The 16,599-nt window shown below is 44.9% G+C and carries 14 protein-coding genes; 6 read left to right on the forward strand and 8 right to left on the reverse strand.

Translation table 11 applies throughout. The features are described 5' to 3' along the window. Positions 1 to 176 precede the first annotated feature (176 nt). From hrpA to cybB, 3 genes are all read left to right on the forward strand, one after another. Positions 177 to 4,079, forward strand: a complete 3,903-nt coding sequence (gene hrpA / locus ACH0VJ_RS01450; protein WP_024133394.1) for an ATP-dependent RNA helicase HrpA — start codon at positions 177 to 179, stop codon at positions 4,077 to 4,079. Positions 4,080 to 4,142: 63 nt separating this feature from the next. Beyond that, a complete protein-coding gene (locus ACH0VJ_RS01455; protein ID WP_001098512.1) occupies positions 4,143 to 4,943 on the forward strand; it encodes a YdcF family protein in 801 nt (266 codons plus the stop codon). Between the two features lie 116 nt (positions 4,944 to 5,059). Next, entirely contained in the window at positions 5,060 to 5,590 is a 531-nt protein-coding gene (gene cybB / locus ACH0VJ_RS01460; protein ID WP_000527277.1) for a cytochrome b561, read from the forward strand. 270 nt (positions 5,591 to 5,860) lie between these two features. On the opposite strand, the gene ACH0VJ_RS01465 is transcribed toward cybB, so the two are convergent. From ACH0VJ_RS01465 to ACH0VJ_RS01490, 6 genes are all read right to left on the reverse strand, one after another. Further along, the gene (locus ACH0VJ_RS01465; protein ID WP_001520112.1) at positions 5,861 to 6,523 is read right to left on the reverse strand and encodes a class I SAM-dependent methyltransferase; all 663 of its coding nucleotides are present in this window, start codon (positions 6,521 to 6,523) and stop codon (positions 5,861 to 5,863) included. 463 nt (positions 6,524 to 6,986) lie between these two features. After that, positions 6,987 to 8,537, reverse strand: a complete 1,551-nt coding sequence (locus ACH0VJ_RS01470; protein ID WP_001537477.1) for a glycosyltransferase family 39 protein — start codon at positions 8,535 to 8,537, stop codon at positions 6,987 to 6,989. A 136-nt stretch (positions 8,538 to 8,673) separates the two neighbouring features. Next, a complete protein-coding gene (locus ACH0VJ_RS01475) occupies positions 8,674 to 9,354 on the reverse strand; it encodes an amino acid ABC transporter permease (RefSeq protein WP_000560166.1) in 681 nt (226 codons plus the stop codon). Beyond that, entirely contained in the window at positions 9,351 to 10,082 is a 732-nt protein-coding gene (locus ACH0VJ_RS01480) for an amino acid ABC transporter ATP-binding protein (RefSeq protein WP_001196340.1), read from the reverse strand. The genes ACH0VJ_RS01475 and ACH0VJ_RS01480 overlap by 4 nt, the downstream gene beginning before the upstream one ends. Positions 10,083 to 10,106: 24 nt before the next feature. Then, a complete protein-coding gene (locus ACH0VJ_RS01485) occupies positions 10,107 to 10,754 on the reverse strand; it encodes an amino acid ABC transporter permease (protein ID WP_000094446.1) in 648 nt (215 codons plus the stop codon). A gap of 6 nt (positions 10,755 to 10,760) precedes the next feature. After that, entirely contained in the window at positions 10,761 to 11,522 is a 762-nt protein-coding gene (locus ACH0VJ_RS01490) for a transporter substrate-binding domain-containing protein (protein WP_000949370.1), read from the reverse strand. Between the two features lie 906 nt (positions 11,523 to 12,428). On the opposite strand from ACH0VJ_RS01490, the gene ACH0VJ_RS01495 reads away from it, so the two are divergent. Continuing rightward, positions 12,429 to 12,773, forward strand: a complete 345-nt coding sequence (locus ACH0VJ_RS01495) for a DUF1294 domain-containing protein (RefSeq protein ID WP_000281185.1) — start codon at positions 12,429 to 12,431, stop codon at positions 12,771 to 12,773. Positions 12,774 to 12,893: 120 nt separating this feature from the next. Here ACH0VJ_RS01495 and sseJ read toward each other — a convergent pair whose 3' ends face one another. Further along, positions 12,894 to 14,120, reverse strand: coding sequence for an SPI-2 type III secretion system effector SseJ (gene sseJ / locus ACH0VJ_RS01500; RefSeq protein WP_001131423.1), 1,227 nt, complete (start codon positions 14,118 to 14,120; stop codon positions 12,894 to 12,896). Between the two features lie 425 nt (positions 14,121 to 14,545). Between sseJ and ACH0VJ_RS01505 the strand changes: the two genes are divergently transcribed. After that, the gene (locus ACH0VJ_RS01505; protein WP_000997195.1) at positions 14,546 to 15,262 is read left to right on the forward strand and encodes a membrane protein; all 717 of its coding nucleotides are present in this window, start codon (positions 14,546 to 14,548) and stop codon (positions 15,260 to 15,262) included. Positions 15,263 to 15,390: 128 nt separating this feature from the next. On the opposite strand, the gene steB is transcribed toward ACH0VJ_RS01505, so the two are convergent. Further along, positions 15,391 to 15,792, reverse strand: a complete 402-nt coding sequence (gene steB, locus ACH0VJ_RS01510) for a type III secretion system effector SteB (RefSeq protein ID WP_001540100.1) — start codon at positions 15,790 to 15,792, stop codon at positions 15,391 to 15,393. A 522-nt stretch (positions 15,793 to 16,314) separates the two neighbouring features. Between steB and ACH0VJ_RS01515 the strand changes: the two genes are divergently transcribed. Continuing rightward, entirely contained in the window at positions 16,315 to 16,590 is a 276-nt protein-coding gene (locus tag ACH0VJ_RS01515; RefSeq protein WP_001120770.1) for a metal/formaldehyde-sensitive transcriptional repressor, read from the forward strand. Positions 16,591 to 16,599: the final 9 nt, after the last annotated feature.

Raw genomic sequence — 16,599 nt, forward strand, 5'->3', positions numbered from 1 at the left:
AGGGGCGTGCCCCGTTGCTTGTTGACACTTTATTCACAAATATGTCGCAGGGATAGCGCAATATATCGAACCCTTTGTTCGAAATTATTGAACAACACAAAAAAAGCCCCAATGTGGTACTCTATACCTATCATTTAAAACGATTTTAAACAGGCAGAATGCTGCCCAAGAGCTTTATGACTGAACAATCTATGTTGACGCTTCAGGTGTTACAGCAGCGGCTGGATGCACTGATGCTGCGCGACAAACAGCGCTTTGCGCGCCGCCTGCATGGCGTAAAGAAAGTAAAAAATCCTGATGCGCAACAGGCCATTTTCCAGACGATGGCGAAAGAAATTGAACAGGCTGCGGCGCAGGTCGCTCTCCGCGAAGCGGCGCGCCCCTCAATCACTTATCCGCAAAATCTGCCTGTTAGCCAGAAGAAACAGGACATTCTGGAAGCGATCCGCGATCATCAGGTAGTGATCGTGGCAGGGGAAACCGGTTCCGGTAAAACCACCCAGTTGCCGAAAATTTGTATGGAACTGGGACGCGGAATTAAAGGACTTATTGGACATACTCAACCGCGTCGCCTGGCGGCGCGCACCGTCGCTAACCGCATTGCCGAAGAATTGCAAACGGAGCCAGGCGGCTGCATCGGCTATAAAGTTCGTTTCAGCGATCATGTCAGTAGCAATACCATGGTCAAACTGATGACGGACGGTATCCTGCTGGCGGAAATCCAGCAGGACAGGCTATTGATGCAGTATGACACCATCATTATTGATGAAGCGCATGAACGCAGCCTGAATATTGACTTCTTGCTCGGCTATCTGAAAGAGCTTCTGCCGCGTCGCCCCGATCTGAAAGTGATTATTACCTCTGCGACCATCGACCCGGAACGCTTCTCGCGCCACTTTAATAACGCGCCGATTATTGAAGTCTCTGGCCGAACGTATCCCGTAGAAGTTCGTTATCGCCCCATCGTGGAAGAGGCTGACGACACTGAACGCGATCAGCTACAGGCAATTTTCGACGCTGTTGATGAACTGGGGCGTGAAAGTCCCGGCGATATCCTGATTTTTATGAGCGGAGAGCGGGAAATCCGCGATACCGCCGACGCCCTGAACAAGCTGAACTTACGGCATACCGAAGTGTTGCCGCTGTATGCACGCTTGTCGAACAGCGAACAGAACCGCGTTTTCCAGTCGCACAGCGGACGCCGTATCGTGCTGGCGACTAACGTGGCGGAAACCTCGCTGACGGTGCCGGGTATCAAGTATGTGATCGATCCTGGCACTGCGCGCATCAGCCGCTACAGCTACCGCACTAAAGTGCAGCGCCTGCCGATTGAACCGATCTCACAGGCTTCCGCCAACCAGCGTAAAGGGCGTTGCGGGCGCGTATCGGAAGGGATTTGCATTCGTCTGTATTCGGAAGATGACTTTTTGTCACGTCCGGAATTTACCGACCCGGAAATTCTACGTACCAACCTGGCGTCGGTTATTTTGCAGATGACCGCCCTGGGGCTGGGTGACATCGCCGCCTTCCCGTTTGTCGAAGCGCCGGATAAGCGCAATATTCAGGATGGCGTGCGTTTGTTGGAAGAGCTGGGGGCGATTACCGCCGACGAACAGCAAACGGCATATAAGCTGACGCCGCTGGGCCGACAATTATCTCAGCTGCCGGTCGACCCGCGCCTGGCGCGTATGGTTCTGGAAGCGCAAAAACATGGCTGTGTGCGCGAAGCGATGATCATTACTTCCGCACTCTCTATTCAGGATCCGCGCGAGCGCCCAGTGGATAAGCAGCAGGCTTCCGATGAGAAACACCGGCGTTTCCATGATAAGGAGTCCGATTTTCTGGCGTTTGTTAACCTGTGGAATTACCTCGGCGAGCAACAAAAGGCCCTGTCGTCGAATCAATTCCGCCGTCTGTGTCGCACCGACTATCTGAACTATTTACGCGTGCGTGAGTGGCAGGATATCTATACCCAACTGCGTCAGGTGGTAAAAGAACTGGGGATTCCGGTAAACAGCGAACCCGCAGAATACCGGGAAATTCACGTTGCGTTGTTAACGGGGCTGTTGTCGCATATCGGGATGAAAGATGCCGATAAACAAGAGTACACCGGCGCGCGTAACGCCCGATTCTCTATTTTCCCCGGTTCCGGTTTATTCAAAAAACCGCCGAAATGGACAATGGTCGCAGAACTGGTGGAGACCAGCCGCCTGTGGGGGCGCATCGCTGCCCGCATTGAGCCAGAATGGGTGGAACCGGTAGCCCAGCACCTGATTAAACGTTCATATAGCGAACCGCACTGGGAGCGGGCGCAAGGCGCGGTGATGGCGACGGAAAAGGTTACTGTCTACGGTCTGCCGATTGTCGCCGCGCGCAAGGTGAATTACAGCCAGATTGACCCGGCGTTGTGTCGCGAGTTGTTTATCCGCCATGCGCTGGTGGAGGGGGACTGGCAAACCCGTCACGCCTTCTTCCGTGAGAATCTAAAATTGCGTGCGGAAGTCGAGGAACTTGAGCACAAATCTCGCCGCCGCGATATCCTGGTGGATGACGATACCCTGTTTGAGTTTTATGACCAGCGTATTAGCCATGACGTTATTTCCGCCCGCCACTTTGATAGTTGGTGGAAAAAAATCAGCCGCGAGACGCCGGATCTGCTCAACTTTGAAAAAAGTATGCTGATTAAAGAAGGCGCGGAAAAAATCAGCAAACTGGATTACCCGAATTTCTGGCACCAGGGCAATCTCAAGCTGCGTTTGAGCTATCAGTTTGAACCGGGCGCGGATGCTGACGGCGTGACCGTCCATATTCCGTTGCCGCTACTTAACCAGGTTGACGAGAGCGGTTTTGAATGGCAGATCCCAGGGCTGCGCCGTGAATTAGTGATTGCGCTGATTAAATCGTTGCCAAAACCGGTACGTCGCAACTTTGTTCCGGCGCCAAACTATGCTGAAGCGTTTTTAGGTCGCGTAACGCCGCTGGAGCTGCCGCTGCTGGACGCTCTGGAACGTGAACTGCGCCGGATGACCGGCGTCACGGTCGACCGGGAAGACTGGCATTGGGATCAGGTGCCCGAGCATCTGAAAATCACGTTTCGCGTGGTGAATGACAAAAACAAGAAACTGCAGGAAGGGCGTTCGCTCGCCGAGCTTAAAAATGCGCTGAAAGGCAAAGTGCAGGAGACGCTCTCGGCGGTGGCGGATGACGGCATTGAGCAGAGCGGGCTGCATATCTGGAGTTTCGGCGAGCTGCCGGAAAGCTACGAACAGAAACGCGGTAATTATAAAGTGAAGGCGTGGCCGGCGTTAGTGGATGAGCGTGACAGCGTCGCTATCAAATTGTTTGATAATCCGCTGGAACAACAACAGGCGATGTGGTGCGGTTTACGCCGTCTGTTGTTGCTCAATATTCCTTCACCGATTAAGTATCTGCATGAGAAATTGCCGAATAAAGCCAAGCTGGGGCTGTACTTTAACCCGTACGGCAAAGTACTGGAGTTGATTGATGACTGTATCGCCTGCGGGGTAGATAAGCTGATAGATGCCAACGGCGGACCGGTGTGGAACGAAGCAGGTTTCACCGCGCTGCACGAAAAGGTACGCGCCGAGCTGAATGATACTGTGGTGGATATCGCGAAGCAGGTTGAGCGGATCCTGACGACCGTATTCAATATCAATAAGCGTCTGAAAGGGCGGGTGGATATGAGCATGGCGTTGGGGCTTTCCGATATCAAGGCGCAGATGAGCGGTCTGGTATACCGTGGTTTTGTGACTGGCAACGGCTTTAAACGTCTCGGCGATACGCTGCGTTATCTGCAGGCAATTGAAAAGCGGCTGGAGAAACTGGCTGTCGATCCGCACCGCGATCGGGCGCAAATGCTGAAAGTCGAAAGCGTCCAGCAGGCGTGGCAACAATGGATAAATAAACTGCCTCCAGCGCGTCGCGAAGATGATGATGTTAAAGAGATCCGTTGGATGATTGAAGAACTGCGTGTCAGTTATTTCGCCCAACAGCTCGGTACGCCTTATCCTATTTCCGATAAGCGTATTTTACAGGCCATGGATCAGATTACGGCCTAAAAAGCCAGGCGACGATGCCTTTCAAAGAGATCCGGTACAAGTTCGGAACAAAAAGGAGGAATTATGAATACAACGCCATTTCCGGCGCTCTCTGCGGAAACATTGCTGGCGGTGAATACCGTCGGGCAGTGGCTGGCGCAAAATGATTTTTCCGGCGAACAACCTTATTCGTCGGATTGCGTCGTCCTGGCGGGCAATGCGGTGATCCCCACTATCGACGCGGCCTGTCGCATCGCCAAAGCGCAAGGCGTTCCTTTACTGATTAGCGGCGGTATAGGTCATTCAACGCCGTTTTTGTACGCCGTGATTACCCGGCATCCGCGCTACCATACTATTCGCACAACCGGACGCGCTGAAGCCGCGATCCTCGCGGATATCGCGAACCAGTTCTGGCATATTCCGGCTGAGAAAATTTGGCTGGAAGATCGGTCAACTAATTGCGGCGAAAATGCCCGTTTCTCCTGCGCACTGATCCGTCAGGCGAAAGAAAACATTAACACGGCTATCGTTGTGCAAGACCCCACCATGCAGCGGCGCACTATCGCGGCGTTTCGGCGCGTGACAAACGACGACACCGATGCGCCGCGCTGGCTGAGTTTTCCTGGTTTTGTTCCGGTACTGCGCCACCTTAACGGCGGTACACATTTTGCCAACGTTGAAGAGGGCATCTGGACGGTGGAGCGTTATCTGTCTCTGATTGCCGGCGAGCTGCCACGTTTGCGTGACGATGAAACAGGGTATGGACCGCGTGGTAAAGATTTTATCATTCACGTTGATATCCCACGCGATATTGAAAAGGCATGGCAGGTATTGCAGGCAGATACTACGTTGCGCAGTGCGTTAGAACAGAGAGCTTTACGCTAAAAATCGCCCGTTTGCGAGGGTGAACGGGCAAGTGCGACCACCAACTCATAAATTTGATGAATTATTTATAAAAGCTGGTTATGTTGTCGCTTTACGGTTTTCATTCAGGACGCGCTATGGGCAATAAGTATTCCGGCCTGCAAATTGGTATTCACTGGTTAGTCTTTTTTCTGGTTATTGTGGCTTACGCCGCGATGGAGCTACGCGGTTTTGCGCCGCGTAGTTATCGGCCCTGGTTTAATATGACGCATGTTTCATGTGGCATCACTATTTTGCTTTTAATGGTGGCGCGCTTGATTATTCGGCTGAAATATCCCACGCCGCCCATTGTTCCTCGTCCAAAACCGATGATGACCGGAATGGCGCATTTGGGACATCTGGTGATTTACCTGTTATTTATCGCGCTGCCTGTTATTGGTCTGGTCATGATGTATAACCGCGGCAATCCCTGGGTCGCATTTGGCATTACTATGCCGCATGCCGCCGAAGCTAACTTTGAACGCGTAGATATGCTGAAATCCTGGCACGTCACGCTGGCGAATCTGGGCTATTTTGTTATTGGACTTCATGCCATCGCTGCTTTGATGCATCACTATTTCTGGAAAGACAATACGTTGTTACGGATGATGCCGCGTAAGCGTGACTGACCGTCCTGCATGACGTTTGTCGCAGGTGGGGTTAACTGCTTTAGGCAAACAAGGCATCTATCAGAGGGGATGGCGTATTCCATACAGAAAACGCCTGCGTCTAACCAGGACCCGTGACGCAGGCGAAGGAGGACGGGTCTACATCGGAAGCGGGTATTATACTTATTTGTATGACAAATAAAATAAGCAATTGCTATTCCGTAATCCAATGTTTAATCAACGGGTTAAACCCACATGATCGCGCTGCCGACCGCTCGGAAGTGCCTGTACTTACGATGAGCGTGGCGTAGTGGCGGAAAATAGCGCAACGGCGCCATGTTGCTCCAAAGTCACCTTAGCGAAATGTTCGTCCAACACGCTGCGTAACGTATCGGCTGAATCATTGGTATTACTGAATATTCCTTTCTTGTTATAAACAGCCATTAATTTCTTACCAAAAGCATTGTGAGGAACCTCTTTGCCCAGAATCGTGGCGCCAAAAAGTGTGCCGCCGGGTTTAAGCGCCATACCGGCATTTTTAATTGCCTTCGCTTTTGTTGTCATCTCACCGGGTAAGCAGTGCAGAAGATAGTACATCGAAACGGAATCGAAGCGCCCGTGCCAGTCCGCCGGGAACGTGTCGAAAACATCGTGTTGTAGTGTGGCGCGGATTTTCGTATTACCCACTCGGCTGGCGGCTATTTTCAGGCTATCCGGATTTAAATCCATCAGCGAAATGGCATGAGTCGCAGGTGCATGTTTCAGGTAATAACCTGTACCTACGCCAATATCCAGGTGAGTCTCGCCCATGTGATGCAGGAAGAAAGGAAGTAGTCGCGTATCAGTAGGACACTTCCATGCATATTTGTTTGAGATATTGAGTACCCACCAGTCATATAAGCTAAGCGTGAATGGGTTATAGACTTTTGCGCCTGATTGTTGTGTATGCTTCATTGTTCTCTCACTAAATAATTTCGCGCTGGAATTAAAACAACGAAGCAATCGTTAGGCAAGCATTAATCAGGTGAGTGAGTAATTTAATGCGATGAATAAAGGAGATATTATGAATTAAGCGGCTATCTTAAAGAATATAGAGGATAATAATAGCTGATAAATGAATTGAACAGTCATATTATTATAAGCTGATAATTAATAATCGTTGATGTACGAGTATTAAGCCCTTTGATAATAACAATGCAATTAAATGCAGGAAGAACAATATTTATTCAAACACATAAAGCGATTATTGCACATTAATTGATATTTTAAATGTTACGCTGAGATAGCCATCTTTATTTAATATCACCTACCTGGAGGCGATATGATTGAGGTTTTTGAAGCGTTTGGCTGGACCTTACTTTTAGGCGGTCTGGCAGTGGCAGTACTGTTTATCACTGCACTGGATAAAAAACGGTAATCATTGCATTTGACGCGCCTGTTGAGTCGGTATTACAAATAACTGTACCTGAAATCTACCACTTCTGAAGTTTGCGATATTTTGCCATTCTGACGGCAAGGGATAATCCTGACTAAAGTTACCGCCGCTTACCAACCAGACACGATGGTAACTTTTTGAAAGCGTTGTCAGAGTATCAATATATGTCTGATCGGCTTGCGCATAAAACAGTGAACCAAAGCCATAGGCATTCGGTCTGCCTGATGTTCCATGAGCGTTAGGCGGTGTATAAAGAAACGTACGATAATCTCGCTTATTATAATACACATAACTTAAATAATCGAACATTTTACTGACTACCACGGCATCATTAGGCTGGTGACGGGTATTAATATAGTTTACCAGTGGTTTAAACTCGTCTATGTGCTCAGGGTTATTATGATATGAACCATAGCCGAATAATAAGGTGAATAAGATAAACCAGAAGCCACAAACCGCTTTTTTTGCGCGGGTAAGTAATACCGCGAGCAGGGGAGGAATGCTCAGCGATGAGAAGAAGAAATAACGATCGATAAATAACGGCATCCACCAGGAAATGATGAAGACCAGCATTACAGGGATGACCAGATTACAAAATAATATCAGCTGATATCTTTCATCTTCTCCGTTGCATAAAGATATTCGCCCCACAGTACCGATAAAACCTCCCACAGCCAGCCACAGAATGAACGACGGAAAACCCTGTCCGTTGTTTCCGGTAAAAAAATGCCAGTACATCGCAGGCAGGTCACGCCATGTTACGGGGGGAATCCAACCGATATCATTACCGGCTCTCAACTGCGCCAGATGAGTCAGTAAATTAAACAATACGGGCAACCAGGGGAGATAAGCGACAGCAATCGCCAGGTTAGCAAACCACCAGCCAGGAAGTTTAAGGTAGCAGGCCGTTTTATGGCTTTGGCAGGATAATATTGTTACTGCGATCCAGTGGGCAATAAGTGTAAATAGGGTGAAATAATGGGTGTAAAAGCTGAACGTCATAAGTAAAGCATACGCGATAAGATAGCGATTATGGGTGGGTGTTTTTATCCACATCATCAATGCTAACGCGGCAGCGAGCGTTAGCATTCCCATTAACGCGTACATGCGCGTTTCTTGACTGTAATGAACTGCCATCGGCATCAGGGCGGCGAACCATCCCGCCAATAAGGCTGTACGTTCATTTGCCAGCCATCGCGTAAGCGCGATAACCAGCACAACTGTCAGGATCCCAAAGAGTAGACTGAGAGAGCGTACCGCTGCAATGCTATCACCCAATAATATGATCCAGTCATGCAGTAACAGATAATAAAGCGGGGGATGCACGTCAAAAGCGGTATGGAATAGCAGATTATCTACGCTATGTCGACTAATCAGCACGCTGGACGCTTCGTCACACCAAAGGTAGCGGTCAGTTAAAAACAGCAACCGTATAAGGACGGAGAATATGACAATGAGACAAACATGATATTTATACTTTATTTTTCTTAACCCATCGCCGGGCTGCCATATTGATAGTTGTGGTAGCGCCATAATATCCTCAATGGAGTAAGACTTAGACCAGAATGGACACCTAACGCAATAATGAAGGTTAAAATCTTAACCAACACTAAATAAAAATAACTTTGATAATGTCAGTGGTGAATTAATCAGAATAGTGCAGTGCAACTCAGTAACCCTGACCGTAATGGCGAAGCAGTCTATGCTCTAAAAACCGGGTCAAACCGACGATAAAGGTAACGCCAATAAGATACACTATGGCGGCAAAAAGGTAAGCATGGAAGAATTTAAAGCTGGTTGCAGCAACCTCCTGAATTCGCGCGAAAAACTCAGTATATTGGATAAGAAAAACGATGGTGCTGTCTTTAAGGTTATTAATCACCTGATTCGTTAAGGCTGGAATGGAAGACAGCAATACCTGAGGCAGTATAATCCACAAAAAGACCTGCCGTTTGTTCAACCCCTGAACGACTGCTGCCTCCGTTTCATACTTATTCAATGCGTTATAGGCCGTTGTCATGTACGCGGCATTATATGCGCCGACATTCAAGGTAAAACCTGTAACCGCCACGGTAAAAGAGGACAGGTGAATGCCAGATTGAGGTAAACCATAATAGATAACAAATAGAATAAGAATGAGTGGCGTACCGATAAAGAAATCCATGTACAGTCGAGTTATGGCTTTTACCACGGGGCGATGGCTCAGGCTTAGAAAGAAAATAATAATTCCCCACAAAAAACCGGTGATGGAAACAATCAGCGCAAGTTTACAGGTTTCTTTAATACCGTCCACAACAAGTGGCAGTTGTTCAGTCAGGTCATTAAAGAAGAGAGACCAGCCAGCGATCATCGTTGTGCCTCGCTAAAAAAACAGTGGATATCTGGATCCGTTTCTCGTAAGGCAAGATCGGTAAAAGCGCCTTCTGCACGAATCTTGCCATGATTAAGAAACGTTACGTTATCGCTTAGTAATCTGGCGAGGCGAATATCATGAGTGACGCATAATATAGTGACGCCATTGTCGTGAAGTTGCTTGATCAACATTCCGACTTCACGAGTCATGAGCGGATCAAGCGCAGACGTCGGCTCATCAAAAATAATGAGTTCTGGGTCGGTGACCATTGTACGGGCCAGGGCGACGCGCTGTTGCTGGCCGCCCGATAATTGCGAAGGGTATTTCGCGCTATGCGAGGCCATATCAAGTTTTTGTAGCTCATGTAAGGCTTTCTCCCGGGCTAGTTGTCCCGGCATGCCAAACACTTTACATAGGGCAAGGGTAATATTATCCATGACGTTAAGATGGCGATACAAAGCGTAATTCTGGAAGACACAACCAACTTTTTTTCTGAACTCAAGAATAGTAAATTCTTTGTCGTAAATATTTTTCCCGTGAAAATAAATATTGCCATAATCAGGTTCTTCTAATCGAAGCAGACAGCGTAAAAGCGTCGTTTTTCCACAACCTGATGGCCCCATGACTACTTTCATGTCTCCCGATTGAATTTTCAGACTAACCGTATCAAGAACCTTTTTTCCTGAATATTCCTTACTTATCTCTTTTAGTTTCAGTAAAGCCATGAGTATCACCTCTATTTTTATGGTTCAACTGATGCGATATTTTTTCTCAAACACTCCGGCCAGAAGAGTAAAAACTTTATAAATAATGAAATATAATACCCCGGCAAGAGTATAGATCTGTAACCCGTTCAGCGTGATGGCTGTCAGTGACATTGCCTGCTTCGTTATTTCAGCGATACCTACAGTATAAGCAAAGGGCGTCGCTTTTAATACAGAAGAAAACTCATTGATAATACCGGGCACAGAAAATCGCAACATCTGTGGCAGTTCAATATTTATTATAACCTGTAATTGACGCATTCCTGCTACTTTCGCTACCGTAATTTCGTATGGCTCAACTAATTTAAGCGCCCCTCTGAACACCTCGGCAAGATAGCTCCCACTGATTAAGCCGACGCTGAGGTTCATGGCCACCAGAGGTGAAACATATATGCCAATCGATGGCAATCCAAAATAAACAAGAAAAACAGCAATAAGTATTGGAATTCCCCGAAGAATAAAGACCAGTACGTCGAGTATCTTCTGTAGTGGAAGGGGGGATAGTCGCCGTAATACGGCGACTGTAAGCCCAAACAAAAACGCTGAGAGAAAACAGGTAAATGTTACAAGCAGCGTATTACCAATCCCTTCCAATAGGAAATAAAAGATAGCCAGCATATTACCTGATGACATAGCTTACTATTTCATCCAGCTATCGACAATGCCAGATATTTTTTGTGGCCCTTGCTCTTTAAGCCATAAGTTGAAATCATCGCGCACGGGAGAGCCTTTCTTAAAGGCAATGCCAAGCTGATCAACATTCTTGAAAACATAACGGCTTTCTATCGGCATCTTTTTCTTATTTTTGAAGGTAAAATAAACCGGCTCTTCTATAAAAGCCAGATCAAGATTGCCATTTTTTAGATCAGCCATCGTCTCATTATAGGTTGGATACAATTTTACTTTACTTAACGAGTAGTATCCTTTGGGCTCCAGATCGTTTTTGATAAGGTCGGAGTAAGCCATTCCTCGAGGGTATCCAATAGAATATTTATTTAATTCATTGAGGTTATTGAGCGTTATTTTATGATTGGCCATACTGACCAGATAAAAAGAGTTGATGTAATAAGGTTCAGAGAAATCAATAACTTTCTTACGTTTATCTGTAATTGAAATTCCCGAAAATGCGACATCTGCCTGACCACTCGCCACTGCGCCAAGCATTCCATCCCAGGCATATTCGGTGATGTTTAGCTTACAATGCCGTGACTGACAGTAAGACGAAAAAAGCTCCAGATCTATCCCCTGCAATTTGCCATCAGCACTTTTAAATAACATAGGGGGAGAGGCTGGTGATACTGCGACATTGAGCGTTCTCCCTTCAACGATGCTATCAGCAAACGCTGAAGACGACATTATTCCCAACACTATCATCGATAAGCCAAATTTTTTGGATAACATGCTATCTATTTCCTGTAGTAAGGTAATGCGTATTATAAATTAAGCATTAGGGCGTGAGCCTGACATTTGCAGGCGTAAAGTACTTAACGTTATGTATTCCATCGCTGTTAACTAATTTAATCAGGAGGTTTGACAGGAATCATCAAAGGGAATGGATTGAATATACCATGAGATATCAACTGGATATGAGTGCAGCGACACCATGAAAGGTGAAAATGTAAAGATATCATAGACATTAGTATACTGGACATAGTTTATGCTCCATTTACGCATACATATTTACATGATAAGCAGATAAATGCTTCAGTGACGGTGCCTTTCATGTCTCTAATTATCATCTTACCACTCTATCCAGGGCCAATATAAAGACTTATCTTTTCTTGTCAAATACATTTTTTGAGCTAAGTTGATTTGCGTGCTATCTATATTTGCAAGCATATAAATTATTTGTCTCATGAACAAACGACAACAAATCAGGATTTTTGACGATGTTGTTATGTTTATCAAAACGTTAACTTGTTTTAATCGATGATAATCTTAATTCAGAAATATCTGAATATATACGGTTGTTGAGATAAAATTCTCAAATTAACATCGTACATCTTATGTAATAAATATAAATACGATTAATAAATCCAAAACTGAGACTGCCAACCGGATAACAAACAGCAATAAAGAGGGTTCTTCATTAAGTTATCCTGGCAACGATTAAGGTGATAACATTTTCGGTGGCTTTACCCATTTTAATCGTGTTCACAGCCGTTAATTACCTTATGATTACCATGGTAATTAAAAATGAATCCTTAATGACTCGTTGGCTGAGTGAAAAAAATTCTACATCACATAGGCGCATGTATCGCGTATAATGGGCTCCGATGCCCCTAATTATTGCTATGACATAATGATATGTATCTTAACCGCTTTTGTTATTTACTCCTGATCTTCGCTGCGGTCGGAAGCATTTTTACATCGCATCCCGTCGCGATGTGGTTCCTGCTCGCCAATGTGCTAACGCTGGCGATCTACGGTATAGACAAAACGGCGGCACGTAAAACCTGGCGCAGAGTGCCGGAATCCACTTTGTTGGTGTTTGGGGTTGTCGGTGGGTGGCCTGGGGCGATTGTTGGTCAACAACTCTTCCGTCATAAAACGCAAAAGCAGCCATTCAAAACATACTTTATTGTCAGTGTGATAGTGAGTATTTTAGTTACGGTGGCGATTTATCGACTCTATCCATTTTTGTCTTACTGAACATAGACTATGTATCACTTATTGACCAATCGGCAGCAAAGATAGCATCATATTTTCATGCCACCGGCACTATGATATTGAGTTGTGTTTTGCTCAAGGCGTACCGCAGCCGATGGAACTTTATTCAGTGGAATAATGATGAGCTATAAAACTTTCTAACATTATGGCAAAACAATGATGGACTTCCTGGGTTGGATGGACAAGGTCGTTGAAGACGTATTGCGGACATATATCTAGCTGAGGGTCTTTAGCCCCGGGAACATGTACATAGCCGTGGTGAGTATAAGGGTTTTCCGTATCATAACCAATATTACTGGCCGCCTCCATTATCACCTTAAATGCATCGGCAGTCTCGTAATAGCATATTTTATGCTGGGGGTATTTTTCTTTTAATTCTTCAACATTAGTTTTTAACAGGGCATTGTGAGCGATGCTTTCATCCTTAAGCTTTCTTTTTTCATCAGAATGTTTGCCATAAGGTGTTAAAGACAAATCGGGAATCCCCATGACCAGAACATTATTAACTCCACCGGAAATTATTTTTTCAATATCATCAATTTGTTGCTCAACGACCATTATTACATTATCTTTGTGTAGTGTCATATAGTCATTAGCCCCCAATAAAAATATCGCCAGGTCCTGGTGAGAAGGGGTGTAAGATGCGACTTGTATGTCCGTATTTGATACAAAGTCACCGATGCAATTAAAGCAGGAATAGCTTGCCGATGTACTTCCCCCTTCAGCAAAATTAAGCATCTCTTTACCTAAGAAGTGTGGAGATGATAAAAACTCAGTCCAGGTAAATCCATTAGTAAACCTTCCGCCAAAGTATTGACCATAGGAGGGTAAGATATGATGTGTTTTTTCAAACATACGCCCTAAGGAGTCAGACAAGCTGTCGCCAAAAAATACCAGTCTGGTAATATCACCCAAAGAAATATTTTTGGGCTTGGGATGTGATTTATTGATTTCTTTGGCAAGACCAAAAGCTTCCGGATGACATTCAACCTCAATAGATAAAATATTTTCACCATTATCATCTTTAATAATCAACTTATCGGCGTGTGCCTGTGATTCTATAATAAACTGTTCTTTACATCCCTGAGACGCTAAGGCTCGAAGTTTGATGTAGGCTCCGCGAACCTGTACCGGTGTTAGATTCAGTTCCTGATGGTGGTAAAGATTAAAGATACATTCGAGCGCCTCTGCATGGTGGGTGGTAAAGAAATATGCTTTGATTTTCTCCCATAAACTTAATTCCGGAAGGCGTGCGCTTTCTTTTATCGCATTAAATTTTTCAGAACTGATAGATGATGTGAAATAACCCTGTCCAACACTCAATGGCATAGTGTCCTCCTTACTTTATTAAACACGCTTTAGCAAATAATTAATTAGCAAATATTAGCAAGAAAAGTAATCAGGTAAATGGTGTATATGGAATTACGCTTCTTTAACAGTTTTTCGTCGCCAATAAAATACATACAATGTTTATTGTTTTTCAACGAAGTAAATATATCATCAACAACGTGAGGTTAATGCCTGGTACATATTATCTGACTGCTATCATTATTGAGTGTGCGCCTGGCTAAGGCAAAGATCTAAAAAAGAAGCCACTCCTGATTTTAGTGTGCTGGCGTGAGTATGAGCTGGCTTGATACTCAGGAAAAACAGACAAACTTATCATCCGACTATTATTGCTAAAGTGCTAGTGTTTTATGTGACATTTTGATTTCTATTTTCATATTAAATATTTCTTAAGTGAGTTAACTATAATGAATGATGATTCAATTATTAAAAACTCTTCGATGCTTTTGGCCTATTTAGGTGGTTTGGGATGGGGAAGCGCCTATTTTTATGGCTGGGGCGTCTCCGCGTACTATGGTTTCCCGTGGTGGTATGTAGGCGTCGGCCCTGACAACATTGCCCGAAGTCTATTCCATGCGATTAGCCTGATGGCTATATTCATAATAGCGTGGGGAGTGGGTATTCTATTATTTTTTCTAGTAAAGCAAAAAGCACGTATCCACGACATTAGCTTTTTACGTCTTTTTTTGGCAGCGGTTTTGTTCTTTATTCCAATTGTTATCGAGTTTTCTCTCTTAACAGAATCGTTTTTGTGGGAGCTTTTTTTTATCATTTTACTGGTAGCTTTATGCTTATCGGTGGGGATGCGTTTTTATAGTAAATTGATGCCAGTGATTTGTTTTACGCAACTCAGTTGGGTGCGAAGGCATTGTTTCACTATAGTTATGCTTGGTTTTATTATATATTTTTTTATATTTTCTTTTTTTGTTGGGATCTATAAACCACAATTAAAGAAAGAATACGAAATGATATTGTATGATGGAGGCTGGTACTACGTCCTGGCCAGATATCATGATAGTTTTATTTTGTCGAAATCCTTTACTAAAAATAACAATAGATTTATTATTTTTAGACCAGAAGATGGGCACTCTTATGAAATTACTCTGGTAAAAGTCAGGCTTTAATAAAATGCTGGTTGGCAAGAGCGTGAAATGACGGCAGAACTTCCCATAGCAACGATTGAGGAAAGAACTGAGCGCCCATATCTGTAGGCTGTGGAATAGCAATGCCGGGAAGGACATGGCATAACACTTTATCTGACATTACCATTTGAGTGACAGGTTAGCAGATGTTTCAGGCCAAACCCAAGTTGAACTGGAGCGCTCAGAAGCCGATTACCTACATAACAAATATTGGCCGCAAGCTTATGCTGTGGGCGGAATATACGACCGCTATTATCCAGACTGGCTGTTAACTTATTTATTTTCCCATAGTAACCTATAACAGGCCTCCCTGAGGCATTGGCTAGCATCTGTGCATTGGAAAAACAGGCTCCATTTGCACTATAGCAACTTATAAATTTTATTTCCTCATGAGAGTTGCTAATATGGCGGATTGATTTTGAAAGTGATGATGACTGACTTGCACCGGAACCGTACCGATTTTCATGTTGAACAACAAAAGGAGCACCATGTTTACAAATCGAAATAGGCATGGATTATTACCTGAGATTGATTTCAAATTAACAATAATGATGACGCTTTTGGGTATTAAAAATCTTTCAAATAACGCTCATTTGATTTTTTGTCCACATTGACTAAGCCTGGAAAGACACAGGGTTGAGATATTTTCGCTACCCGTCGGCGGTGTATCGCAGTTGTGATGTTACGTTCTTACAAGACTGACATCTGCATATCATAACCTTTATTCATTACCACCTGGTGAGTAAATAAAAACTATTAAGCAAATATTTACTTCTGGGTAATGGGACTGGATTTACCGGCATTACCTCTGTGCCCCAGTCGGGCAGAACATTGCAGCTTAGAAAGAAAGCTTTGGTGTTTATTGTCTGTGGCCTGAAAAAGTTCCCATGAGCTGAATATGCTGAATGTGAACTGATTCTTGATGGTCTATGCCGGAAATCTATAAGCTATTGATTTTTATATTGTGCGTAATTTTACAATTACATAAACATAAAATTCTGATAGTATACCCCCCTATAGTATATGGAGGTCGAATGCCGCATTCACCTGAAGATAAAAAACGTATCCTTACCCGTGTTCGTCGCATACGCGGGCAGGTCGAAGCGCTGGAGCGGGCGCTTGAGTCTGGCGAACCTTGTCTGGCGATTCTGCAACAGATTGCCGCCGTGCGCGGCGCGTCTAATGGCCTGATGAGTGAAATGGTTGAAATCCATCTGAAAGATGAGCTGGTCAGCGGGGAAACTACGCCAGATCAGCGCGCGGTTCGGATGGCGGAAATCGGCCATCTTCTTCGCGCTTATCTAAAATAACAATTTCCC

The organism is Salmonella sp. 2020_1459 (assembly GCF_043847915.1).
In the GTDB taxonomy this organism is placed as follows: Bacteria; Pseudomonadota; Gammaproteobacteria; order Enterobacterales; family Enterobacteriaceae; genus Salmonella; species Salmonella enterica.

Excerpts from the sequence above, each read along its gene's own strand:
- hrpA (WP_024133394.1), top strand. The coding sequence starts at position 177 with ATGACTGAACAATCTATGTTGACGCTTCAGGTGTTACAGCAGCGGCTG.
- sseJ (WP_001131423.1), bottom strand. The coding sequence starts at position 14,120 with ATGCCATTGAGTGTTGGACAGGGTTATTTCACATCATCTATCAGTTCT.
- ACH0VJ_RS01495 (WP_000281185.1), top strand. The coding sequence starts at position 12,429 with ATGTATCTTAACCGCTTTTGTTATTTACTCCTGATCTTCGCTGCGGTC.
- cybB (WP_000527277.1), top strand. The coding sequence starts at position 5,060 with ATGGGCAATAAGTATTCCGGCCTGCAAATTGGTATTCACTGGTTAGTC.
- ACH0VJ_RS01480 (WP_001196340.1), bottom strand. The coding sequence starts at position 10,082 with ATGGCTTTACTGAAACTAAAAGAGATAAGTAAGGAATATTCAGGAAAA.
- ACH0VJ_RS01470 (WP_001537477.1), bottom strand. The coding sequence starts at position 8,537 with ATGGCGCTACCACAACTATCAATATGGCAGCCCGGCGATGGGTTAAGA.
- ACH0VJ_RS01485 (WP_000094446.1), bottom strand. The coding sequence starts at position 10,754 with ATGTCATCAGGTAATATGCTGGCTATCTTTTATTTCCTATTGGAAGGG.
- ACH0VJ_RS01515 (WP_001120770.1), top strand. The coding sequence starts at position 16,315 with ATGCCGCATTCACCTGAAGATAAAAAACGTATCCTTACCCGTGTTCGT.
- steB (WP_001540100.1), bottom strand. The coding sequence starts at position 15,792 with ATGCCTATTTCGATTTGTAAACATGGTGCTCCTTTTGTTGTTCAACAT.
- ACH0VJ_RS01490 (WP_000949370.1), bottom strand. The coding sequence starts at position 11,522 with ATGTTATCCAAAAAATTTGGCTTATCGATGATAGTGTTGGGAATAATG.
- ACH0VJ_RS01455 (WP_001098512.1), top strand. The coding sequence starts at position 4,143 with ATGAATACAACGCCATTTCCGGCGCTCTCTGCGGAAACATTGCTGGCG.
- ACH0VJ_RS01465 (WP_001520112.1), bottom strand. The coding sequence starts at position 6,523 with ATGAAGCATACACAACAATCAGGCGCAAAAGTCTATAACCCATTCACG.
- ACH0VJ_RS01475 (WP_000560166.1), bottom strand. The coding sequence starts at position 9,354 with ATGATCGCTGGCTGGTCTCTCTTCTTTAATGACCTGACTGAACAACTG.
- ACH0VJ_RS01505 (WP_000997195.1), top strand. The coding sequence starts at position 14,546 with ATGAATGATGATTCAATTATTAAAAACTCTTCGATGCTTTTGGCCTAT.